Raw genomic sequence first — 24,173 nt, 5'->3', positions numbered from 1 at the left:
AAACGCGACCTCATGGCTTTATTGCGTGGGGATCCACTCATAGATAAAAATGCTAACAATTGCCAGATGGACTTGCTGTGAAAGTTAACGGGACAGTAGTGACTTTTGATCCTTGTTATTATTCGAGGGATTACCGAGCAACATCAATAGTTATTGCTAAAACTAAAAGAATCACGGCGACCGGAAATGTTGTTTAAGCTTTTATCAATCTCCCGGCATAGCCGAAGTTTATCCGATTTTTAAAATTCTAGACCAGTAAGCGGCCTGACCTAACATCAGCATCATAAGAAATTGAATAGGATTGGAGTACAAATGAAAGTTTTTATAAGGCATTGTTAAAGCCAATAGAATCAATCCTACTGCACCGATTCTTAAAAAAATACGATGTATTTCTGGAACATCATTCTGATCAGCTGCACGTTCCGAAGCTTTTGCTCCTAGTAGCAATATGAAGAGAAAAACCAAATGTCCCAAAATACCTACCTCCCATAATAAAATAAGAGATGAAGATGTATTAATCTTATAAGGAAAGCGATTTACTAATTCTCCTGTTCCAATTCTACTTTCATAAGTTGCTCCCATACCGTAGCCAAATAAACTGTGTTGCAGATCACCGCTACTGACATTATTTTTCCACCAATTTACTAGAAGATTAATACGGCCCAATTCACGTCCATCATATGTTTGCGCTTCAGGATCTAACGCTCTCACTACTCGATCATAAGTTGAAGTAACTTGATTTTTTTTGAATGTATGCGTAGACACATCTCCATAGTGAAGTTTCTCGTAAAATGTAAATAAGACTCCAACTAATAGAACTGCTCCTATCATTGCGACAATAAACTCTACAGGCCGCTTCAAAAGTTCTCTACGATAATATATACCTATAACGACCGGAAGCAGTATAACTGCTGCTTTAACTTCCGCCAAACCGAGCGTAAAGATTCCAAATAATACGACCAAAGCCATCCGTAAACCATCCAGTTTTCCTTCACGCCATAATGCAATTGCAGTCAACATAGCAATTAACAGCATAATGGCCATTGCAGCGCTATCCCCTCCTCCCTCTATAGCTCCATGAAATGTGCCAATTACAGCATCCCAGGGTGAATTCCGACCGCTACTTGGAACCACAAAAAAATATTGATAAATAGCCATGGGGAATTGTAGAATTGCTACAATCATGAGAGCTTTCCATAATTGCATTATCATTTTTTCAGAAATTAAGCCAAACATGATAACAAGCATTAATGGCCACATGAGAAGGTAATACCGTGATGCATTTATGAATTCAGAAAAACGAGGCTGATCAATAACCGTAGAAAAAAAAACCATTATAATTAAAAAAATGGGACCCCAGAGACCACTAGGGATCGACATCGATTTGTTACTAGTCCTAGTACGCAGCAAATCAAGCAACAATGGTAATAACAATGCTGCGCTAACCAAAACCGTAAACCATTGAAGCTGTGAAAAACGGATAAAATAAGCGCTTGGTCCAGTGACCAGAAATGCTCCCCAAAATATTATCCAAACTGTCCAAGCTGCTGGTGTTGCGAGAATAAAAAAAACACCATATAAAACCAACAGAGGAACCAAAAGAATTAAATTTCCAGATACGGCAAGTATGCCGCTAAAAACTGACAATAAAAGTACGCTAAATAACAGCAAGCCTAAAACCAGCTTCCTAGAATTTGGATTATTAAATAAGCTGGATGATATTTCTGCTTTCATAATGCACAAGTCTCTACTTAATTCCATTGGATTTATACTATATACATGAGGATTTAATCCAACTCATACACACAATAAATCTTTATTAATGAAGCACGACGCTCCAAAAATACGTTTTTCTTACTTAATTAAAATTCTCAATACTTAGTAAGCTTGACTCAATTCAAACAAACCACAACCCATTAACCAAGCATGAAAGACGAGCTACAAATTCCTTATAGACTAAATTTGCATTATCAATTTATAGTTCATAAATCCGCAAGCTACAAGCACCGACTTCGTCTCCGATACCTTCCCACATTTCATCGATAAATTACTACTAAGTCTGGAAAGTACCAATTAATCTTACTCGCTCATTTTTATTAACAGCTAAAAGTAAATCCTGAATAAAAATTGCTTGAAGCTGATAAGCCACATCATTGTTATTATCTATTGATGAAATTCTCACCAAAATGCCGTCTGGAATACTTCCAGTCAAGCCATAACGTAACTGCTGCAACTTTTGATCAAATCCAGGTAAAACAGCTTTATTGCCAACTGTAACCCAATATGTAATCGGTTCACTTCGATTACCTTTGGTAGCTAGCAAACGCTTAATCGGTAATTTCCCATATTGCGTAATTAACTCACCAGGAAAAACCTTCTTAATTTCGAATCCTTGAGAGTAATAACAGACTTCAGGCTTATGTATCGATAAACTGTCACTCTGATCCCCTCCGTAAGCGACAGAAAGCATAATTCGTTCGCCTTGAGAATTAACATAAGTTCTCGCTAACGTTTGGTTATATATCTTGTCAAGTTTAGCTTGGGTTTCAGCATCTACTTGTAGTGGAATAATTGATTTGTCGATTTGCCAATCTCCAAAACTGACAGGAATCATAGCTTCAAGACTGATTCTTTCCTGCTGATCAGCAATTTTCTGGGTGGGAGTCAAGGCCATAGTAAGTGCACCTGACGACACCATCAATATTCCAATTAAGATATTAATTACTAAAGATTTATTCATTAATCTTCTCCTGATCTACTAATAGTGCCTAAGAAATCTTTCAAAAATAATTTAAATTATTAATAATTAGACATTCCTTACTGGATGAATAACATTGACTGGTTGTACTCGCGCAAAATACTGCAATAATCCATCTACTCCAAGTATCAGTACCAATGCACTAATAAATAAAACCATACCAGCAAACCCATGAAGAAACCCTTGTCCTGCAGCGTCACCATAATGATAAGTAATCAGAGTAAGTACAATAACGCGAATAACATTAGCAGTAAAAGAAATAGGTATTATAAGAATAGCCAAAGTCACATTACGAAAAACTGAAGTATGATTAATAAGATTAAGATAAAATAAACCTAATGCCTCTAGAGTCAGCAATGTTTGTAACCCTGCACAAGCATCGGCTACAAGAAGTTGATACTGGCCAATTTGCAAAATAACACCATTTCTCGCAATAGGATAATTTGCCCAGAATAAAATATTCTCTGCCACATATGAAACTGCCATTTTCATCGGCATAGTAAAGAAACTGACTACAGATCCAGGAAGCGGAATCATAAATAATAGGAAAAACAATGGAAACCACATAATTTTGAGCGCAGCATAACCTCGCTTAATGAGTAAAATTGCTGTGAGCGCCAAAATAAAAGAACCAATTTCCAAGATTAATATTTGTTGAGAGCTCCCTACAACATAAAAAATCAGAGCAACAATTAAAACTAACCACCCCAAGACTGAAGTTGATTGATCATCACTTTCCTCAATCATTGTTTTCCATTTCCGAAATATAAGCCATATCGAAAGGATCAAAATAATCGGCCCATGAGCCTGCTCTTCATTAGTCCATATTCCATTTGCCAAACCATAAAAGGTAGGAATATATAAAGTCAAAACTCCTAAAATGATAGGCCACCAAGCCAATATCCCTGACTTATAATTGTTGAATTGATGTAAAGACATGATTGGATTATCTGCTAAAAATCAATTAATACTGAGCCGACAATTTCAGCGCCGCTATATTTAAGCTGTTCACTCATAGCATTAACGTCATCTAAGCAAGTATTGTTCTTGTGCGCAACTACCAATGCCCCCTCAGTACGAGCAGCAATAGCGAGCGCATCAACTCCATTAGAAAATGCTAATGTATCATAAAGAATAACATCGTATTGACTCGAAAGTTGGTCATTCATTTCATCGAATGAAGAGCGATTAAGTAGCTCCAAAGGATTCGGAGGAAGTGTGCCTGCAGGCAATACCGAAAGATCAACAAAAGAATCTATTTTAGAAATAACCTCTGACACATTAGCACGAGCAACAAGTACATCAGACAAACCTTGCTTATTTTTTAAATTAAAAATCTCATGCTGCTGCGGACAACGTAAATTAGCATCAATTAATAATGTCCGCTCACCAAGTTGAGAAAACACTACGGCAAGGTTAGCTGTAAAAAGGCTCGCTCCTTCTTTAGGATTACAACTAATTATTGTTAGCGCCTTACGTTCAGATGTAAACCAACGTATCATTAATTGGCTTCTTATTGCACGAAAGACTTCAACCTGAGCACCAAAAGGCTGATATGCAACCACCAGTTCTGGCGGATGATTTCCTTGTCCAGGTAATAAATAAGGATAATCAAATTGTTGCGCCAACACTAACTGGATATCTGCCTCAGTAATTAGGCCCAACTTTATTGCTGCATCACCAAAACGCAAACCGCTTTCTTTCTGCAATCGTAAAATACGCTCAGCTTCAACTGGCGTAATTTTTCCCATATCCAACAAAATGTGGCCGATACTAAACTTACGTACTGCAGTTGTATTTGTAGTGATAGAACTGGAATCGCTCAGTTTCTTTGTTTCTAAAGAATCTGGAATGCTCATTTTTTTTCCTTTAAGGCTTTCTGTATCATTCATCTCAGCAAACGAGGCAATGCTAATTGTAAGCGTCTTTGTTTTGGCATGTCCCGTTTTATAATACCAAGCACAGGAGCATGGAGCACATCTACCAAATCCTCTGCGGAACGCACACGTCGATCAATCATCTCTGCAAGTAACCCCGCACCCACTCCCAGCAAAGTGCCCAAAAATGCTGACAGAACCAAATTGAGCAGTACTTTAGGACTATCTGGATTTTCAGGTATCTTTGCTACATCAAGTATAGAAACACTTGATAAGGTGGATTGCCCCTCAAGAGTCGTTTGATTTAAACGTTGCATTGCACTGTTATATGCCTGATGAGCGCCCTCCACATCTCTTTCAAGAATTTGAAGCTCATCTCTCGAACGATTCAATGTAAGGATTTTCTGTTTCTGCTCTTCAAGAGCTTTACTAATCTCGACCTCCTGATTAAGAGCGCTTCTATCAGTAAAACTTATGTGTCTACTCAACTCAGATCTAAGTTTGTCAACTTCTGCTTTTGCCCCAATGTAGCTGGGATGATTCTTTCCCAATTTCTGAGAAATCTCAGAAAACTTTGATTCGGCCTGCGCTAAATTTATTTTTAGATTGTTAATCACCGCGTTTCTAGTAATACTAAGCGCCTCGCTTGTCCGGCTAGCACCGTCAAATTTTGAATCTGCGCCAATCCGATCCGCCTGCGCCACCACCAATTGACTAGCAAGATCATTTAATCGTTTTGTTTCAATATCAAGTCGAGAATCTGCATCAACAATTCCATGTGAGTGTTGATATTCAGTTAGTTTTTTTTGTGCAACTTCCAATCTGTTACGTAATACATTTAGATGATCAGTAAAATAAGATGCTGCCTTCTGCGAAGGCTCCGCCGTGAGGCGTACACTTATTTCTTGATATGCATTTGCAAAAGCATTGGCAATAATGGAAGTAAAAGCAGGATCTGTGCCTTTAAAGCTTATACGAATCACACTACTATCACGCGACGTTTCAATTTCTAAATTATTAAGAAGTAAAGCAGCCAGCCATTCACGCATTCCCAAAGAAGAATTGCTTTGTTTGTGTTGGCTTATAACTGCTTCATTCTGATCAAGCCTTAGTTGATCAACCACCATTAATGCAGTTCTTGAACTTTTAATAATGTCTAATTGCGTAGCCATGTAGCCTGTAATTTGCTGAGGTGACATTATCAATCCAGTAACAGGATCCGCTCCTTTCTGGGTAAGGACCATGACGGCTGTTGATTTGTAACTCTTTGGCATTAGCAAGCTAACCAACAAAGTGGTTGATATCGTCATAATCAGTGTAAAAAGTATCAGTTTATGACGAGCTAATATAATTAGAAAAAATCGAGAAAAGTCCATGCGCACAACCCTAATTCAAGCTTAATTAAGTTACAGTAATTACTTTACAGAATGAATCTAACAACCCTAGTTCAAGTATCAGAACAGACTTTCCTTGATATAAATCACATCGTCAGGCTCCACTAAATCACTCGCTTTAGCAGTTAGGATCTGCAAATTCCCCTCGGTGTCGCGGCGCTGAATCCGTAAGCCACGCTCAGTACCTCGTTGAGTTAATCCACCACCCACTGACAACGCCTGCATAACCGTCATGTTGCGCTCAAGCTTGTAAACCCCGGCTCGTTGCACTTCACCATAGATATAAAAACGAGGCGCTCTCTCAACATAGACAAGATCATCACTTCTTATGTTCAAATCACGAGTCAAATCGCCAGAGCGAATCATCTCCAAAACATCAATTACTTCTTTAGAATATTTGCTACCACCCGAACGAATCAAAGTAATCTGATCTGCCCCATCAGGAACGATGCCTCCCGCCATAGCAAGAATTTCGGTCAATCTGCGTTTACCTTCTATTGGATACCTCCCTTGGTTACGCACATAACCAAGCACTGATACCATTTGACTTTGTAACGATGCGGTAATGATATTCACTTGTGGTTTACGTAAAATATCTTTACTTTCCAGTAGATTAACTATCTTTCTTTCCGTTTCTGACGGCGTTAATCCATCAACAAATATCTCACCCAATAATGGAAAAGTTATGTTCCCGGTCTCACTTACTTTCACTTCCGTAGTCATATCCGGCTGGCCAAAAACAAATATTTTTAATGTGTCTCCAGGTCCCAAGGCACTTTCTTTTTTATCTCCAGCAGCTGCGATTGCATTACCAATGCTCGTTATCCAGAGCATCGCCAAGACCATCATTAATAACTGCCCTTTATTCATTATATTTTTCATTTACCTATATCCCTAATTTATCCTATGTTTAATAGACATATTTAGTTAAGCATAAATAATACTTATTTTAGCCCTGAAATACCCCGCTCAATTGCACTTTCAGTTACTGCTCCAGATGGATTGTTAAAACTATCCAATGCATCAGGAGAAACTATGGGTAATTGATTAACTGGCTTCTCAGCATCGGATTCTGGTCCTTCAGCATTAAGATACTCTATCTTCGCTAAAGCACGTAAACGTGCAATTTCTGCATCTGTTGCTTCTTTATATCTTTGATTGATCAAGAATCTTTCAATCTGAGGTGCTGCAGTTGCTTCTGAAACCGGATTATCCTTAATCGAATTAACTGAAATCAACAAGCTATTTTCTTGTTCATTGATGATAAAAATTGTGCCTTTGCCTTTCTCTCGTAACATAGACGCCAACTGCACTGGCAAATCAGCGCTACTTCGTGTTGCCAAACTACGAGAATAATGAATTTTATTTTTTTCAAGCCAAATTACAACTTCCTCGGCAGTTTTTGCAGTATCTATTATTTTCCTTAACTCTTCACTAATATCTTTAGTTGCAACTCGCACTGTAGTCAAATCGAACTGTTTGCGTTGTGCAAACAGTTCAGGATGTTCCTGGAAATAATCTGCGATCTCAGCTTTAGATGGCTTTGCAAGCTTACTAATGATCCCTTGCAAATACGCTTGCGCGATGACTTGAGCATTTGCTCGCTCACGCGCCTGCATCACCTCCGGTGTGCGATCAAGCTTATTTCTTATTGCTTCATCAACAATCAACTGACGAGCAATAAGTGAGTCTAATAATTGTTTGCTGGCAGCCTCATACTGATCAGCACGAATATTAGTCCGTCTTATTTCATCGTTAAGTTGAAGCATAGTAATCTCGGAACCATTAACACTGACTATTGCTTGTCCGGATTTTTTTGCCTTTGGTTCCTTGTCGCAAGCAGTAAGTGTGAGAACAGTAATAAGCACCACTCCTATTATCGAAATCATCCTTATATGCGCTAATGCCATAGTATTTTCCCTTTTTATTGTGCTGACAATTTCAATCAAGCCATTTATACTCAATACACTAAACAACCAAACTACCCATGGTCCACGGCAAAAATACGTAACATTTCGATTTAAATTACTCTGTTGATATCTTCAACAAGAACCAAAAATTATTTCAAGCTAGCTACGACAATTAAGTTTGAAACTTTAATGCTTGTGACATTCCTTAACAATTTATATTAATATTTATTATTAATCAGATATATATTAATATCTTTTAATGAAAAATCAACAATATTAATTTTTGTTGAAATAACATTACGCAAGTAGCCAAGTCTTAATCGCTTTTATATTTATATTTTTTAATCATTTACGCAAAAGTGCGTAAGCTAAAAATTATAGAGATCAGTCTCTATAAACTACCCCTCCCTTCACACCAAATTTTATCTTGAGTTAATGTATATCTCTATTCTAAGGTTTTTCAGAAATGTTGAACTAATAAACATACAAACTATTATGCCTTATTTTGCTATCCCTATTTAGAATAAGATTTGGTAAGACAACAGGTTAAATGACTTTGAACGGCAGCAAGGTTCAATTGGAATAATAAAAGTAAAATTATAGCAGAGTGTGACTGTCGCAGTATTCACATCATTTTGGATGTAATTTCAACTTGCACTAGATATTAAAAAAATAATACCATGATTTGCTGAAAGGAAATCATGCTGAGAGAATTTTTTGGCATGACCATAACGGTCAATAAGCCAAGATGGACGAAAACCGTATTTTTCATCTGGAAGCAGAAATGTCACGAGAGGAATGAAAGCTTTAGGTACATTCAACTAGATCAACTAGCAAATGTTCAGTTCGATGTATCGTGGCTTATGTGACACATACAAAGTTGCCGTAAACGAAACGAGCATTTTGTACACATGCATTTCGATTCTTGAACCACATCACTTATCAATCGAAAATGAAATCACAAAATATTTTCTCAAAAATTCCTAAAAATTTGAATCATGAAATTTTTGAGCCTTTAATCAAAAACAATGTAGTAACAATTGAAAGAATAATTTCAAAAGGTCAACAAACGTCGTCCTGGTATGATCAGACAAGAAATGAATGGGTCATAGTCCTCAAAGGAGAGGCTGTACTTACTTTTGAAGATCAGACTTCTGTGCAACTTAAAGAAGGAGATTTCATTAACATTCCTTCACATAAAAAGCACAGAGTCTCATGGTCAGACCCCGAAAATGAAACTATTTGGCTAGCTATTCATTATTAATTATTAACAGCACCTGAATACTAAACAACATATCAACTTCATTCTACATGTTTGAAGTTATAGCGTGTTAATAGCACAAAATTATTTAGATGATTGTTTATTATATTTTTGACGGAACTTCTCAACTCTTCCCGCAGTATCTACGATTTTTTGTTTTCCTGTATAAAATGGGTGACAAAGTGAACATACCTCAATATTTAAAGACTTATTCATAGTCGAGTGTGTGTTAAAAACATTACCACAACTGCAAGTTACAGTTATTTCATGATAATCCGGATGAATGTCTGCTTTCATTACCAATATCCTTAATTATTCAACCCCAAGAAGGGAAACTAAAAAGTTGTGTATTATCCTTTAATGTGTGTATCGGTGCAACTATCAGTCTTACCAATATGAATTGAATTAGAAGGACTGTGTGAGCTATGCCCATTTTTCAGTGTATGAAATAAAAGAAAATATATTAGTCTGATGATAAACGCGTACCAGATAAACCGTCAAATTAAGAAAAATGCCGCAATAGCAAGACTTCGGTTCATAACAGCGCTCATTTCTACTCAACTAATTTGTGTTGAATTGCGTATCGAACCAATTGCGCATTATTTTTCATGCCCATTTTTTCAAGAATGCGAGAGCGATAAGTACTGACGGTTTTTACACTGAGCGATAATCTATTGGCAATAGAGGTTAAAGATTCTCCAGACACGATAAGCTTAAAAACATGAAATTCACGATCCGAGAATGTGGTGTGTATTAATTTCTCTGAATCAACGACCGGATTAAAAAGTAGTTTTTCTGCCAGCTCGGGGTTAACATATTTTCCACCCTGGGCAAGACGGCGTACCACATTAATGAGTTGATCAGTTGGGCTATCTTTTGTCATATATCCAGAAGCTCCCGAACGAATTGCCCGAATCGCGTATTCTTCTTCAGGGTACATGCTTAGAACGAGTACACATGAAGATGATTTTACAGATAAAATTCGTTTTAGAATTTCCAACCCATTAATGTCAGGCAGGTTGATATCCAATAAAGTAATATCCCAATCATATTCTCTTGTCTTCTTTATAATATCTTTTCCATCAATCGCCTCAGCAACAACTTCAATGTCATTTGTTTCACTGAAAATTCTTTTAAGTCCATCACGAAACAATGAGTGATCATCCGCAATCAATACCTTAATCATTGATTAACTCTCCATCACATGTGGCGGCTATGACAAGAGGTATCTTAAGCATAACAACGCTACCCTGTAATGGTGTTCCCGATATCTCAAATTTACCGCCATATTGCTGCGTTCTTTCATTCATACCTATGATTCCAAATGACTGAGGATTTAATATTTGCGATTCAGTAATACCCACACCATTATCTTTGATTGTAATGACAACATCATCTTCGTCCTCAAAAAGTTCTACATCAACTTTGGTTGCATTCGAATGACGCGTAATATTGATAAATGCTTCCTGGATAATTCTAAAAATAGTAGTTTCATAGTTTTTATTATGGCAAGACAAATTCGATATCGTTGATTCCAATGTGCAGTCAATATTTTTTCGTTGTTCCAGTTCCCGCACAAGCCATTCAATAGCACCCAATAATCCTAGATTATCCAGTACATTAGGGCGTAAATTTACCGAAACGCGACGAGCAGTTTCTATCGCTTCACCCGTTAACTGATATAGCGATTCGATCCGCTCGTGCATGGGCTCCGCATTTATTTTTTTAGAAAGCCAATCCAGATCCATTCTCAGAACTGTCAAAGTACCGCCAAGAACATCATGAATTTCTCGGCCAATCCTGGTTCTTTCCTCTTCCCGCACATCCTGCAAATGTGCAGTCAATTGACGCAAGTTTTCGATCATCTGTTTACGTTCCGTAATGTCTTCGATCATACATAAATAACATATCTCATCATTAGTTATAGCTTCGAACGGTACAATAAAGATTTCAATCCAAATAATTGACCCATCATGATGCAAAACTCTTTTTTCTAATTTGTAATCAGCAAACCCATTATTTAAGAAGAGGCTAATATCATATTGATAAGATTGAAAATCATCTGGATGAATAATGTCCGTATGATTTATATTAATAAGCTCGTCTACGCACCTACCTACAATGGATGCATACTTCGGATTCACATCGTAGTATCTTCCGGTTTGCAAATTAATCAGCGCAATACCCAAAGGGGCCTTTTCAAAAATGGTCTGAAACCGATTCTGCGCTTTCCTGTTACTTTCCTCGATTCGTTTTCTTTCAATCGAATAACGAATCACACGTGCAAGAACACCTTCAGTAAGACTGCCCTTCACGAGATAATCTTGTGCACCAGCTTTTATCGCTTTAATTGCAAGCTTTTCATCATCCCTAAAAGATAAAACAGCAATCGGTATACTTGGCGCATGTTTCCGCAATTGATTTATTGTTGTAATTCCGTCACTATCAGGCAAGGTCAGATCTGACAAGATTAAATCAATTGATTCTTGCTGAATTAACTCCAGCGCAGAGCTTAATCGCTCGACATGAGTCACTGTCATCTGATCACCCATTGCTTGCTGCAAATCACTCTGAACCAGTATTGCATCAGCTTCATTATCTTCAATTAATAAGATATGGATCCTAGGTGTAAACATTACTACATCAAGGCTCATAGAGTATTGATGTAGAAAACCAATATTCTTTAATAGATTTGGCTATTTTTATACATCCATCAAAATCAACCGATTTCTTGATATAACCATTCGCATGACGATAATATGCAGAGCTGAGATCTTCTTTAGTCGCAGAGGAAGTATAAATAATGACAGGTATGCTTCTTAAATCAAGATCTTCTTTCAACTCCCCTAATACCTCAAATCCATTTTTTCTCGGCATATTCAAATCCAGCAAAATGATATCTGGACGAGGCGCATGGTTATATTGTCCATGTTGCTTCAGATACTCTAATGCATACACACCATCCTCTGCCGCACATACTTCATAATTTCCATCACAAAGTGCAAAAGCTTCTTTAATCAACAAAATATCAGTAGGATTATCGTCAATCATCAAAATGATATTAGGCCCGCCATTATTTTTATAGTGCATTGTGTTTATTATAATTTTGGAATAGTGAAATAAAATGATGAGCCTACACCAGGTTTTGAATTGACCCACACTCGCCCTCCATGATGTTCCACTACTTTCTTGCAGATAGCCAGACCAATCCCCGTGCCGGCATAATCTTTGCGACTATGTAGTCGCTGGAATACCCGAAAAATCCGCTCCAGATATTCTTTTTCAATACCAATTCCATTATCAGACACTGAAAAAACCCACTCACTCTGCTTCTCTTCTACACCAATATGTATTTCCGGTGGCTGGGCTCTTTGAAATTTAAGGGCGTTATTGATAAGATTGGTAAATAACTGAATAAACTGAAAGCGAATTCCTTTTACAACCGGAAGTCGATCATGCGTAATGATTGCACTACACTCGTTGATGGTAACGAATAAATCCGCTTCCACATTGCCCAGTAACAGTTCACAATCAATTTCTACCACATTCTGGCTTGCATTCACCTGCGCATAGGTTAACAAATCATCAATCAGTTGTTGCATTCGTTGAGTGCCTGCTACTGCATGCGAAATCAAATCATTCGCACGCTGATCCAATTGCGCATGACAGTATTTCTTGAGCAATTGTATAAAGCTGTTTATCGCCCTGAGTGGCTCTTGCAAATCATGAGTAACCACATACGCGAACTGTTCCAGTTCATCATTTGATCGTGCTAATTCCGCTACTTGCTTCTCCATCTTTTGTTCCAATTGCTTGTATTCTGTTACCTCGGTCCGTATCGCAACGTATTGATACGGCACGCCGACATCATCAAGAAAAGGTACAATTGTCGTAGCGACCCAATAATACGTTCCATCCTTAGCACGATTCTTAATTTCTCCTTTCCATGTATCGCCTTTAGAAATAGTGTTCCAGAGGTTGAAAAAAAAATCCTTGGAGTGATAACCAGAATTAATAATACGATGATCTTGCCCGATTAGTTCTTCAGGTGAATATTTGGAAACTATGCAAAATCTTTCATTAACATATTTAATTATTCCAAATTTGTCCGTAATCGCTATAATCGCATGCTTATTAAATGCATTCTCAAAAACTCTAGCTTCATCCAGCAACATTCTTTTTGCGTCCAGAAGTTGTTTTTGTTCCAGCCATAAGCCAAGATCATCGGCTATATTCTCTATAAAATTAAGATATTCATTCTCTAGAGAATGCCTAAAACAATGATTTTTATAATATAATCCCACATACCCACAAATCTTACCATTCGTTTTTATCGAAACGGAAAATTTATGTTCTAGCGCGAGTGAAGATTTATCTAGCGTGAAGAATTTTTTATCAATGTCGATAAAAGGAAAAATTTGATCTGATGGAAGCCATATCAATTTCATATGCACTATCAATTTCTTACACAACTCATCAATGCAATCAATTGTCCGCATATCGTGAGAAATTTCGTACAAACATGCCAATTTCCTCCATTCCAATTGATACTTTGTCTCAGTCATATTTACTGACTTCCTCGCAACAAGAAATAGTTTCGGAATAGATTGAGCGTTATAGATTGTAACCGCTGAATTTAATTTAATATCAGATTGGCGAAATCGATCATATATCAAATCAGCATAACTATTAGGGATATGTTTCTTAATCCAGTCAGATTCTTTCAGTAAATTCATTTTTAATTTTATTTACTCAGATACATTAGTTAACCTCGCTTCTCTAAAACTGCATGTATCTATCCTGATTGGATGCACATTTGACAATAATAATATCTGCCTAACAAGTTAAAAGCCATAGGAAAATTCTGATTGTAATATTCCTTATCAAATCCAGCTTTTTGGCCACTATTGGATCACGTCGATCTGTAATTTTACAGAAGAATAACATGTAGTAATATCCGCGCTGACACGTAAGGATAACCCTTACGCGACCAATTAAACTCGGACAACTGTTATCGAACCGCTAAAAACTTAAGAACAATCCAATTTAACCCAAAACAAGCAAACTCATGATTATCCAAGTAATCGGAATAAAACTACTAAGCATTTAATATTAGGCTGAGATGAGCGAAAAAAAAACGCCTAATTTATGCCTATTAAATGAGTATTTTGAGTTCGCTTTATTATGCCGTAACGGCAACGCAAGTTGTTTTATCGATTACAATATCGGAACAACTAGAATATGGCCAAAAATATCAATAAAAATGTTTGAAACAACTATCCCCTTGTACACAAAACCTTACGAAGCGCCATCGTGGCTTCCTGGTGGAAATATACAAACACTTTATCCTTACTTTAACAAACCAGCACCACTGTTTACATATCGGCGCGAACGTTGGGAACTCGAAGATGGTGACTTCGTAGATGTTGATTGGACCCATGGATCTGAGAATTCACCCTTAGTGATATTTTTCCACGGCCTTGAAGGTGGATCTTCAAGCCATTATATTCTTAGCATGATCAACAACTTAAATACTCACGGCTGGCACAGTGCAGTCATTCATTTTCGCGGTTGCTCCGGTATACCAAACCGGCTATCTCGCGCTTATCACGCCGGTGATTCCACTGAAATCGACTGGATGCTGCGACGTATTACCAATCAAACACAAATAACAAACTCAAACCGACCGGTTTATGTGATAGGTGTCTCGTTGGGTGGCAATGCGTTACTAAAATGGTTGGGCGAGCAAGGTGAACGTGCAAGCGATCTTGTGACAGGGGCCGCAACCATCTCCGTGCCACTTGACTTAGCTGCTGCCGGTTCGGCTCTTAGTAAAGGCTTTAATCAAGTTTATACACGCCACTTCTTGGATACCCTAAAAAATAAGGCGTTTGATAAATTGGAGCAATTTCCCGATCTATTTGATGCCAAAGCCCTCAAGAAATGCGCATCAATTTATGATTTTGATAATCTGGTTACAGCACCGCTGCATGGTTTCCGCGATACCGATGAATATTGGCAGCAATCCAGCAGCAAACAATGGCTGCCTCATATTAAAGTACCGACTTTAGTGATTAATGCTCGCAACGATCCTTTCATGCCAGCATTTGTGCTACCTAATCAAAATGAGGTATCTGCGGCTGTGACATTGGAATTTCCCGAAGAAGGCGGCCACGCCGGATTCATGCAAGGTCCGTTTCCAGGAAAATTGGATTGGCTGCCAAAGAAAATACTCAGTTTCTTTTATTATCGATGCCAGCATCATTTTTCAGAAAAAACGAGTGACGAAAGCGTTCTCTACATTCCCGGTTAGCGGTATTTTGACCCGATGACCACTGCCAGGTGCAATCTGTACCGGACGCCCGGCGGAATCCAACATGTGTGACAGCTCGACCACTTGATTACCAGTAGGGTGAATGATTTCAAGACGATCCCCTACCTGAAAGCGGTTCTTCACCAATATTTCAGCCATGCCGTTAACTGTATCAAAACCAGTAATGTCGCCAACATATTGACTGCGATTGGATTCAGAATGTCCGCGCAAATAATTTTGTGTTTCATGCGTATTATGCCGCTGATAAAAACCACTGGTATAGCCACGATTAGCCAACCCCTCCAGCTCACCTAATAAAGTAGGATCAAATGGTTTGCTAGCTACGGCATCATCAATCGCCTTACGATAAACCTGCGCTGTGCGTGCCACGTAATATAGCGATTTGGTACGACCTTCAATTTTCAATGAATCAACGCCGATCTTGACCAGTCGCTCGACATGCTCTACTGCGCGCAAATCTTTGGAATTCATAATATACGTGCCGTGTTCATCCTCCATAATCGGCATTAACTGACCAGGCCGCTCTTTTTCTTCAATCAGATACACTTGATCAGCAGCAGGATGGCGGGTAACCGGGCCACATCCATTGGTCATACTCGATTGTTCGGATTGTTGCATCGCTTGGCCAAAATCAAAATCAATTTTTCCAATTTCCTGAATATCACCGCTTGAATTTTCCTCAGCAGATTTCACTTTATAATCCCAACGACATGAATTAGTGCAGGTGCCTTGATTCGGATCACGGTGATTAAAATAACCAGACAGCAGGCAGCGCCCAGAATATGCAATGCACAGTGCACCATGCACAAAAACCTCAAGTTCCATATCAGGGCAATAATCGCGAATTTGCGCCACTTCATCCAACGATAATTCACGCGACAAAATCACACGTGTCAATCCTATTTTTTGCCAAAACTTAACGCCCATATAATTGACCGTATTAGCCTGAACCGACAGGTGAATTGGCACATCCGGCCATTTTTCGCGTACCATCATGATCAATCCCGGATCAGCCATAATCAGTGCATCCGGTTTCATCGCAATGATCGGAGCCATATCATCCAAGTAAGTTTTAATTTTGGCGTTATGCGGCATAGCATTGCTTGCTACCAAAAACTTTTTCCCTAAAGCATGTGCTTCCGTGATGCCAGTTTTAATCTGTTCCAAAGCAAAATCATTGTTACGCGCGCGCAATGAATAACGCGGTTGTCCTGCATATACTGCATCGGCACCAAACGCATAAGCGATTCGCATTTTATCCAAGGAGCCAGCAGGAAGGAGAAGTTCGGGTGATTTCAACATAATGTAAAATAGCGCTCAACTGTATTAATGACAAAAACATCGCAGATCCTAATTGTAACATCATGCCCATCAAATCAGCTTTTATTCATTTACGAATGCACAGCGAATATTCCATTCTGGATAGCACAATTCGCATCCATGAAGTCGTTACAAAAGCAGTGGCTGATCAAATGCCCGCTTTGGCGCTAACCGATCTTGCCAATCTTTTCGGTTTAGTTAAATTTTACCAAACATCGTACAAAAACGGGATTAAGCCGATCCTAGGGTGTGATATTTGGATTGCTAATGAATCCGACCGAAGCAAGCCAATCCGACTGTTACTACTATGCCAAACACACGCCGGCTATTTACTATTATCCCGTCTGTTGTCACGCGCCTACCGCGAAAACCAATTTCAAGGCAGGGCTGAAATCAGAGAATCGTGGATGCAGTCCAGTGAGTGGGGCACGGAAGGACTCATTGCTTTGTCCGGCGGCCGTTTAGGTGACATCGGATTATCCTTGTTACAGAATAACGTATCACAAGCTGAAACTCAGGTACAAAAATGGGCTGATCTGTTTCCCGATCGTTTTTATCTTGAATTGCAGCGTGATGGTCATGCTAATGAAGCAGGACTGATCCAGCACTCGCTTGCGCTGGCCAGGAAATTCAATTTACCTGTCGTAGCCACGCAAGCGGTGCAATTTCTCAATATGGAAGATTTTCAAGCACATGAAGCGCGTGTTTGTATCGCCGAAGGTTATGTCTTGGAGGACAAACGTCGACCAAGAAATTTCACTGAACAGCAATACTTCAAAACTCAAGCCGAAATGATGCAATTATTTGCCGACATTCCCGATGCACTGGCAAATACAATCGAAATTGCCAAACGCTGCAATCTTGTATTGGAATTGAATGTAAACCGACTTCCATTATTTCCCACACCTAATAATGAAAGCCTGGATCAGTATCTGCGAAACCAGGCTGAAATAGGTTTGATAAAGCGTATGACAAGCTTGTATCTTGATGCAGAAATGCGTGATGGAAAAATGACCAAGTATCAATCCCGTCTTGAATTTGAGGTCAATACCATTATCCAGATGGGATTTGCTGGATATTTTCTAATCGTCGCCGACTTTATTAACTGGGCCAAACATAATAATGTTCCAGTAGGACCGGGGCGCGGCTCTGGAGCAGGTTCATTAGTAGCCTATTCACTGGGAATCACCGATCTTGATCCTTTACGTTATGATCTATTATTTGAGCGTTTCTTGAATCCAGAGCGTGTCTCTATGCCTGATTTCGACATCGATTTTTGCCAGGACCGACGAGAATTGGTGATCGAGTATGTCAAACAACGCTACGGAACTGGAAAAGTCTCTCAAATTGCCACATTTGGCACAATGGCTGCCAAGGCCGTAATTCGCGATATCGGCCGGGTTATGGATTTACCGTATAACTTTGTCGATCAGCTCGCCAAACTGGTGCCGTTTGAGATTGGCATGACTTTAAAAAAAGCACGGCAACTTGAACCCCAACTCAATCAGCGAGCCGAGGTAGAAGAAGACGTTCGCAATTTGCTGGAATTGGCAGAAAGCCTTGAGGGTATTACACGCAATGTTGGTATGCACGCCGGAGGCGTACTCATCGCCTCGAGCGAAATTACCGATTTTTGCCCGATCTATTGTACGGAATCTGGCGATTCTGTCATCAGCCAATTGGATAAGGATGATGTCGAAAAAATCGGTCTGGTAAAATTTGATTTTCTTGGACTGCGCACGCTGACGATCCTAGATCGAGCCGTTGGTTATATCCGTCAGCTACATCCAAACGCCGAATCCCCGGATGTTCAGACTTTTTCGCTGACAACGCTGCCGTTGGATGATGATGCCACTTACGCATTGATGCGCAAAGGAAATGCGGTAGGCATTTTTCAATTTGAGTCGCGCGGTATGATTGATCTGCTGCAGAAGGCAAAGCCGGACCACTTTGAAGACATCATCGCACTGGTCGCGTTATACCGCCCCGGCCCGATGGATCTGATTCCAGAATTTATCGATCGCAAACACGGCAGAAAGCAGATTGAATATCTGGATCCACGCCTGGAATCAATTCTGGGACCGACCTATGGCATCATGATTTATCAGGAACAAGTCATGCAAATTGCGCAAGTTATCGGCGGATACAGCCTCGGCAGTGCCGATTTGCTGCGCCGTGCGATGGGTAAGAAGAAAGTCGAAGAAATGGCTCAACAACGTGATATCTTCGTCACCGGCGCAGTCAACAATGGCCTTAGCCAAGATAAAGCCTCTGAATTATTCAGTTTAATGGAAAAATTCGCCGGTTACGGCTTCAACAAATCACACGCTGCCGCTTATGCACTCATCGCGTTTCAAACAGCCTATCTAAAAGCGCACTATCCAGCTGAATTCATGGCCTCGTGTTTGTCTGCAGATATGGATGACACTGATAAAGTACATATTTTCGTTGAGGACAGCATCGCCAACGGATTAAGAATCCTGCCACCCGATCTCAATCTTTCCGACTATCGTTTCATCCCTGTCGATGGCAAAAACATTCGTTTTGGTCTAGGTGCGGTCAAGGGTACCGGAGAATCTGCGGTCAATTCAATCATCACAGTGCGCGAACAAACAGGACCATTCACTGATTTATTTAATTTCTGCAACCGTGTCGATCGGCGTATCGCCAATCGCCGCGTGATGGAGTCGCTAATCCGCGTCGGTGCGTTTGATACCATCAATTCCAACCGCGCCAGTTTAATGGCCTCAGTCGGTCTTGCCATCGAATCCGCCGAGCAAATAAACCAATCTTCCAATCAAATTAATTTATTCGGTGAAGCAAACCACGAATCCCAGATGCAATTGCAACTGATCCAGACAGAGCCATGGCCCGAACGGGAAAAACTGCGTCAGGAGAAAATCGGCTTGGGTTATTATTTCAGTGGTCATCCGTTTGACACCTATGCATCCGAACTGAAACGCTTCATTCGTACCCGGCTCGACCGACTGAATGCGCAACGCGAACCGCAATTGCTCGCTGGCATCATTCATTCAATTCGCACACAAATGACACGTCGCGGCAAGATGGCCATCATCAATCTGGATGATGGCAAAGCACGAATTGAGCTGATTATTTTCAACGAACTCTTCGATGCCAATCGCACATGGTTAAAAGAAGACCAGCTACTAATCGCGGAAGCGAAAATAAGCATGCGCGGATTCAACGAAAGCGAAAACGATGAGGTAAGAATTACCGCTGAACAACTATATGACCTTGCCGGCATCCGTACACGCTTTGCCAAGCAGGTAAAAATTCACTGTGAACCTTCCACTCTCGAGCAGACATCCGGTCTCAAAACACTACTAACACCGTTCTCCACACAAGCACAAAAATCCCGTGCAGATTACTGTTCGGTAATACTCGTCTATCACAATGAATTTGCCAGCAGCGAGATTGAATTAGGAAATGACTGGCGGGTCTTTCTGCATGACGATTTATTACAATCGTTAAACACAAATTTTAAAACCAGGAATATTGAAATAATCTATTGAGAAATATGGGTATATTTATTTATTCAATCCAAATGAATTCAGAGATTAATCTCAGCTAAACGCCTACAAATTATGGCGTGCGTCTAAAAAAATGATGGTCGTGTTTGACCCTAATATCGTATTATTTACACAAAAGATTAAATGTATGGATAAATATCAATCAAAAGAAGGAAATGTGCTGTGAATACAGTTTTTCAGCAAGAACAGAAGCCAAAATCAAGATCAAGAATCTTATCGCTGTGGAAGCGTATAAAAAATACACTCTTGATATTTTCCTTTCTTGGCCTCCTATCACTGAATATTGCTACGCTCGTTAATGACGAATTATACACCGCTGCCTTCCGCGCCTTGACTTCTGTTTTGAAGCATGCCTTGGGACCTACGCTGACTGATCAACTGATAAGTCATAGTCCGACAATCCAGAGAGAAAACGATGTACGTATTGCCACAAAGAAATTGAGTGATATAAATAAAACCTTGATAAGGGAGGAAGAAATACTAACCAAGAAAAATAAGAGGCTGACAAAAGACAATGGAGTGCTGACTAAAAATAACAAGACACTGATTAAAGATAAGGAGATATTGACCGAAGCTAATAAGGTATTGAAAGAAAATCATGCTAAGTTAATATCTGGATCTGCCAGAAAATCGGCTGCTGTTCAAAAAGTCTCACAGCGCATAGCTTCTCGATCAATTGCAGGAGCAACACGAAATATTGCATCCCTTCCAGGCGAAACTATTCCAATATTAGGTACGACACTAATAATTGGTGTAACCGCATGGGATATATTGGATTCTTGTGAAGATTTAAAAGACCTTAATAAATTAAACAGTGCGTTTAAGCATCCGCTTGAAGATCAGGATGTGGTATGCGGCATAGAAATACCAACAAAAGAAGAAGTAATGGCTGAAGTGAAGGAAAATTGGAGAAAGGCATATAAGAATGCAGCAATAGAAATAAATAAAATTGAGGAACGAGTTCCTGAAATACCACCGATGATGACATGGAGTGAGATTAGAAATGCGACTCAAGGGATATTTTCCGATTTCTTTTGATTAAACTCGTGTAAGACGTAATCAATATTGCTTCGAATGTTCAAATTCGAGAAACTTGAGCTGACTCTGATTTTTCGAGCCTCCGATACCATGAATTCTACTTTTTGCAACTTACAATCCCCCTTATTTTCTTGACAAAATGTGCAGCATCTCTATAATCCACCCTTTGTTTCTGAAGTGATTCAGTCATACAGTAACATCATAGTGCGGGAATAGCTCAGTGGTAGAGCACAACCTTGCCAAGGTTGGGGTCGCGAGTTCGAGCCTCGTTTCCCGCTCCATTTTCAAATGAAAATGATACTTATTAAATGTTATTTTATCACCGGAATTCGAATAGTCTATTATAGGCTTTTCCCATAAGATTCACAGCACACTGTAAATCATGCAATAATGGCGGGGTGGCAGAGTGGTCATGCAGCGGCCTGCAAAGCCGTCTACGCCGGTTCGATTCCGACCCCCGCCTCCATTGATATAAAATTTCTATCGCCCGGGTGGTGAAATTGGTAGACACAAGGGACTTAAAATCCCTCGGGCCTAAAACGCCCATGCCGGTTCGATTCCGGCCCCGGGCACCAGAAATCAATAAGTTACGTGATAAATCTTGTGCCAGAAAAGTATAATCTATTCCGCAAAAATAGACTTGTTCCGCAATTACGTGTAGAAATCTTCGTGGCCATGCCAATTTCTTTCAATTTTCTTCGTAATATTGACTCCAATATTTGATCTGGTTTTGTGGTCTATCCTGGCTATCCAAGGTGGAACAACTCATTCTCGGATCTGTAAGATTAATTCATTCATCAGCACCCTGCCCTGTCGCATTTTTTGATGCACTGCAAATGTTTAAAGTAGACGAGCTGACAAAATGTCCGCCTTTCTTTCGCCCACATCGATCGCAATACCTGCAGCATTGATTGCCGTTAAAGTATATTCAATTGCATTCTGGATCGATGATAGATTGAGATCCACTTCGGTTGTTCTAGGATCATCAAGGATGGACCAGAAATCATCGATAAGCGCATCTGATGCCCTTAGTTCCTTGGCTTTGACACGTTCCGGCGATGTAAAAAGTAATTTAAACTTTATTACGCCAACTGTTTGAAAAACTTCCGTTTCCGCGCTATTGCTAGATTCACCGGCAGACCAAACATCATCGGCAAATACCCAACCGGCCTCAACATTACTCGGAACCTCCTCAAATTGCGCAGCAATATCAGGATGGAAATATTCAGCCGGATCGCCATCAACAACGTCAACAGCTACATTATTAACCAATCTCGCAAATTTACTCATTAATTAGCCTCACTTTTTGTTCTGTATTCACCGCACCACCCGCTATCAAGCATTACCGGAAAGTGCGAATAAACTTGATCTCCAACAGCAACTGGAACGGCTGGATATCTACGACAAAGCCCCATTCCCTCGTCAGTTGCCAGGAAAAATCGGCATGATTTGCAGTTTTCTTCCATTGTTACCACTCAATGATAACCATACCTTGACCGCCAGCGGCGCCAGTTGCACCGGAAGAATTTCCGCCGCCACCGCCACCAATTCCACCTTTGCCGCCGCCATTAGCCGATGAACCTCCACCACCTCCGCCGCCAACACCTCCATCGCCTCCTGTTGTGCCTCCAGAATTATAGCCTCCACCTGCACCGGGACCGCCTTTGCCGCCGTTATTAGCCGCCGATCCACCACCGCCAGTAAAACAATCAAAAGGAAATCTAATTGTTGCTCCGATTGGATTTATTCCGCCAGGACCGGATGTTGTGAGCGCTCTTACTCCAGATATATCAGCGCCGCCGTCACCAGTTAATATAAGACTGCTAAATGGACTGGCTCCGCCGGATGAGGCAGCACCCGTGCTTCCTCCTCCCACCGCTCCGCCGCCCGATCCAGCACCGGCAAATGACGAACCTCCTTTTCCAAGCTGAGATCCAGCGCCACCGCCGCCGCTTCCTGCCTGCGCCCCGGACGATCCACCACTAGCCTGGAAATCACCTCCGGTTCCTGTTCCACCTGCCGCCGAAGTTGTTCCTGCACTAGCCGCCCCACCGGTTGCTGATATCAGAGAACTGAATGAGCTAGTCCCGCCAGCCGTGGGTGAGGCTCCGCCAGCACCACCGGCTCCGACAGTAACTGCGTAACTATTTCCAATAGTGAGATCAAATTCGCCATGAACGTATCCTCCGCCGCCGCCACCGGCGCCTGAATCTCTACCTCCGCCGCCGCCACCAACTACACGAACACGCACCCTTGCGGCAGGCGCAACAAAATTACCTGATGCACCAAAAACTTGCCACAATCCATTCCCGAACTCGCCCATGTATCCGGCGCCAACGACTTTAGTCGCACTAACAGGGTTGCTCGCCGCTGCAGGGCTACCGCCACCGCCACCACCCTCACCACTTAGAAATCTCATCTTATGCAACCTCCTCAAAAGCTGTTACTCGCGCAATGCAGGTCGCGGTATCGGCAAACAGAACAATTCTTTCTCCCGGACCCACAATTTCACCGGTTAACTTATAAATTCCATGAGCCGGTATTATCATATTCTCATCTTCTATCAAGTCAGCAGTGGTTGGAGTTGCTGACGTGGAGATAAAAACCTTCAAATGCGAAGAAACAGCACCATTATTTACAACGTTAATGCTGCAGGTTCGCACCGTTCCCGCTGGCGTCGCGCCGGTATCCCGGTTTGAGCCGTTGGGCAGCGTGCCTGACCATACTTTT

General features: G+C 40.4%; 20 protein-coding genes and 3 tRNA genes. 7 read left to right on the top strand and 16 right to left on the bottom strand.

Annotation, left to right across the window (positions count from 1 at the left end):
* Positions 1-228: 228 nt before the first annotated feature.
* The 7 genes from C7H79_RS13555 to C7H79_RS13525 form a co-directional block, all read right to left on the bottom strand.
* Positions 229-1,734, bottom strand: a complete 1,506-nt coding sequence (locus C7H79_RS13555; RefSeq protein WP_106707775.1) for a hypothetical protein — start codon at positions 1,732-1,734, stop codon at positions 229-231.
* A gap of 319 nt (positions 1,735-2,053) precedes the next feature.
* Positions 2,054-2,740: an exosortase-associated protein EpsI, B-type gene (epsI, locus tag C7H79_RS13550; protein ID WP_106707774.1), complete on the bottom strand. Its 687-nt coding sequence runs from the start codon at positions 2,738-2,740 to the stop codon at positions 2,054-2,056.
* 66 nt (positions 2,741-2,806) lie between these two features.
* Positions 2,807-3,697 (bottom strand): exosortase B, encoded by an 891-nt coding sequence (gene xrtB, locus C7H79_RS13545; RefSeq protein WP_106707773.1) that lies wholly within the window; start codon positions 3,695-3,697, stop codon positions 2,807-2,809.
* 14 nt (positions 3,698-3,711) lie between these two features.
* Positions 3,712-4,617: a chain length determinant protein tyrosine kinase EpsG gene (gene epsG / locus C7H79_RS13540; RefSeq protein WP_106707772.1), complete on the bottom strand. Its 906-nt coding sequence runs from the start codon at positions 4,615-4,617 to the stop codon at positions 3,712-3,714.
* A gap of 29 nt (positions 4,618-4,646) precedes the next feature.
* Positions 4,647-6,011 (bottom strand): chain length determinant protein EpsF, encoded by a 1,365-nt coding sequence (epsF, locus tag C7H79_RS13535; RefSeq protein ID WP_106707771.1) that lies wholly within the window; start codon positions 6,009-6,011, stop codon positions 4,647-4,649.
* Between the two features lie 78 nt (positions 6,012-6,089).
* Positions 6,090-6,911, bottom strand: coding sequence for a polysaccharide export protein EpsE (gene epsE, locus C7H79_RS13530; RefSeq protein ID WP_106707770.1), 822 nt, complete (start codon positions 6,909-6,911; stop codon positions 6,090-6,092).
* Between the two features lie 62 nt (positions 6,912-6,973).
* Positions 6,974-7,918 carry an EpsD family peptidyl-prolyl cis-trans isomerase gene (locus C7H79_RS13525; protein ID WP_242447301.1) on the bottom strand — a complete coding sequence of 315 codons (945 nt, stop codon included), beginning with the start codon at positions 7,916-7,918 and terminating at the stop codon, positions 6,974-6,976.
* A gap of 973 nt (positions 7,919-8,891) precedes the next feature.
* Between C7H79_RS13525 and C7H79_RS13520 the strand changes: the two genes are divergently transcribed.
* Entirely contained in the window at positions 8,892-9,203 is a 312-nt protein-coding gene (locus C7H79_RS13520; RefSeq protein ID WP_106707768.1) for a cupin domain-containing protein, read from the top strand.
* An 81-nt stretch (positions 9,204-9,284) separates the two neighbouring features.
* Here C7H79_RS13520 and rpmE read toward each other — a convergent pair whose 3' ends face one another.
* The 5 genes from rpmE to C7H79_RS13495 all read right to left on the bottom strand — a co-directional run bounded on the left by rpmE (position 9,285) and on the right by C7H79_RS13495 (position 13,765).
* Positions 9,285-9,497, bottom strand: a complete 213-nt coding sequence (rpmE, locus tag C7H79_RS13515) for a 50S ribosomal protein L31 (protein WP_106707767.1) — start codon at positions 9,495-9,497, stop codon at positions 9,285-9,287.
* A 256-nt stretch (positions 9,498-9,753) separates the two neighbouring features.
* Entirely contained in the window at positions 9,754-10,386 is a 633-nt protein-coding gene (locus tag C7H79_RS13510; RefSeq protein ID WP_106707766.1) for a response regulator, read from the bottom strand.
* Positions 10,379-11,836, bottom strand: coding sequence for a hybrid sensor histidine kinase/response regulator (locus C7H79_RS13505; protein ID WP_106707777.1), 1,458 nt, complete (start codon positions 11,834-11,836; stop codon positions 10,379-10,381). The genes C7H79_RS13510 and C7H79_RS13505 overlap by 8 nt, the downstream gene beginning before the upstream one ends.
* A gap of 7 nt (positions 11,837-11,843) precedes the next feature.
* Entirely contained in the window at positions 11,844-12,290 is a 447-nt protein-coding gene (locus tag C7H79_RS13500) for a response regulator (RefSeq protein ID WP_106707765.1), read from the bottom strand.
* Between the two features lie 8 nt (positions 12,291-12,298).
* Entirely contained in the window at positions 12,299-13,765 is a 1,467-nt protein-coding gene (locus C7H79_RS13495; protein WP_106707776.1) for a sensor histidine kinase, read from the bottom strand.
* Positions 13,766-14,463: 698 nt separating this feature from the next.
* Between C7H79_RS13495 and C7H79_RS13490 the strand changes: the two genes are divergently transcribed.
* Positions 14,464-15,513, top strand: coding sequence for a YheT family hydrolase (locus C7H79_RS13490; RefSeq protein ID WP_106707764.1), 1,050 nt, complete (start codon positions 14,464-14,466; stop codon positions 15,511-15,513).
* On the opposite strand, the gene trhP is transcribed toward C7H79_RS13490, so the two are convergent.
* Positions 15,469-16,836, bottom strand: coding sequence for a prephenate-dependent tRNA uridine(34) hydroxylase TrhP (trhP, locus tag C7H79_RS13485; protein WP_106707763.1), 1,368 nt, complete (start codon positions 16,834-16,836; stop codon positions 15,469-15,471). The genes C7H79_RS13490 and trhP overlap by 45 nt on opposite strands.
* A 62-nt stretch (positions 16,837-16,898) precedes the next feature.
* Between trhP and dnaE the strand changes: the two genes are divergently transcribed.
* From dnaE to C7H79_RS13460, 5 genes are all read left to right on the top strand, one after another.
* Complete coding sequence (dnaE, locus tag C7H79_RS13480) at positions 16,899-20,387, top strand: DNA polymerase III subunit alpha (RefSeq protein ID WP_106707762.1); 3,489 nt, start codon at positions 16,899-16,901, stop codon at positions 20,385-20,387.
* 180 nt (positions 20,388-20,567) lie between these two features.
* Positions 20,568-21,443: a hypothetical protein gene (locus C7H79_RS13475; RefSeq protein WP_106707761.1), complete on the top strand. Its 876-nt coding sequence runs from the start codon at positions 20,568-20,570 to the stop codon at positions 21,441-21,443.
* Positions 21,444-21,649: 206 nt separating this feature from the next.
* Positions 21,650-21,724 (top strand) — tRNA-Gly (locus C7H79_RS13470).
* A gap of 111 nt (positions 21,725-21,835) precedes the next feature.
* A tRNA-Cys gene (locus C7H79_RS13465) sits at positions 21,836-21,909 on the top strand.
* Positions 21,910-21,928: 19 nt separating this feature from the next.
* Positions 21,929-22,018: transfer RNA gene (locus C7H79_RS13460), tRNA-Leu, on the top strand.
* A gap of 265 nt (positions 22,019-22,283) precedes the next feature.
* Here the strand turns inward: C7H79_RS13460 and C7H79_RS13455 are convergent.
* The 3 genes from C7H79_RS13455 to C7H79_RS18040 all read right to left on the bottom strand — a co-directional run.
* On the bottom strand, positions 22,284-22,733 hold the full coding sequence (locus C7H79_RS13455) for a hypothetical protein (RefSeq protein ID WP_106707760.1): 450 nt from the start codon (positions 22,731-22,733) through the stop codon (positions 22,284-22,286).
* Positions 22,734-22,911: 178 nt separating this feature from the next.
* Positions 22,912-23,862: a glycine-rich domain-containing protein gene (locus tag C7H79_RS18045; protein ID WP_172592446.1), complete on the bottom strand. Its 951-nt coding sequence runs from the start codon at positions 23,860-23,862 to the stop codon at positions 22,912-22,914.
* A gap of 1 nt (position 23,863) precedes the next feature.
* Positions 23,864-24,173, bottom strand: a 310-nt coding sequence (locus C7H79_RS18040; RefSeq protein ID WP_172592430.1) for a hypothetical protein, incomplete at its 5' end; no start/stop codon positions are given.

This window comes from Nitrosomonas supralitoralis, from assembly GCF_003011925.2.
Classification (GTDB): domain Bacteria; phylum Pseudomonadota; class Gammaproteobacteria; order Burkholderiales; family Nitrosomonadaceae; genus Nitrosomonas; species Nitrosomonas supralitoralis.
The sequence above is the reverse complement of the archived record's forward strand: the minus strand, read 5'-3'. Positions and strand labels throughout refer to the sequence as shown.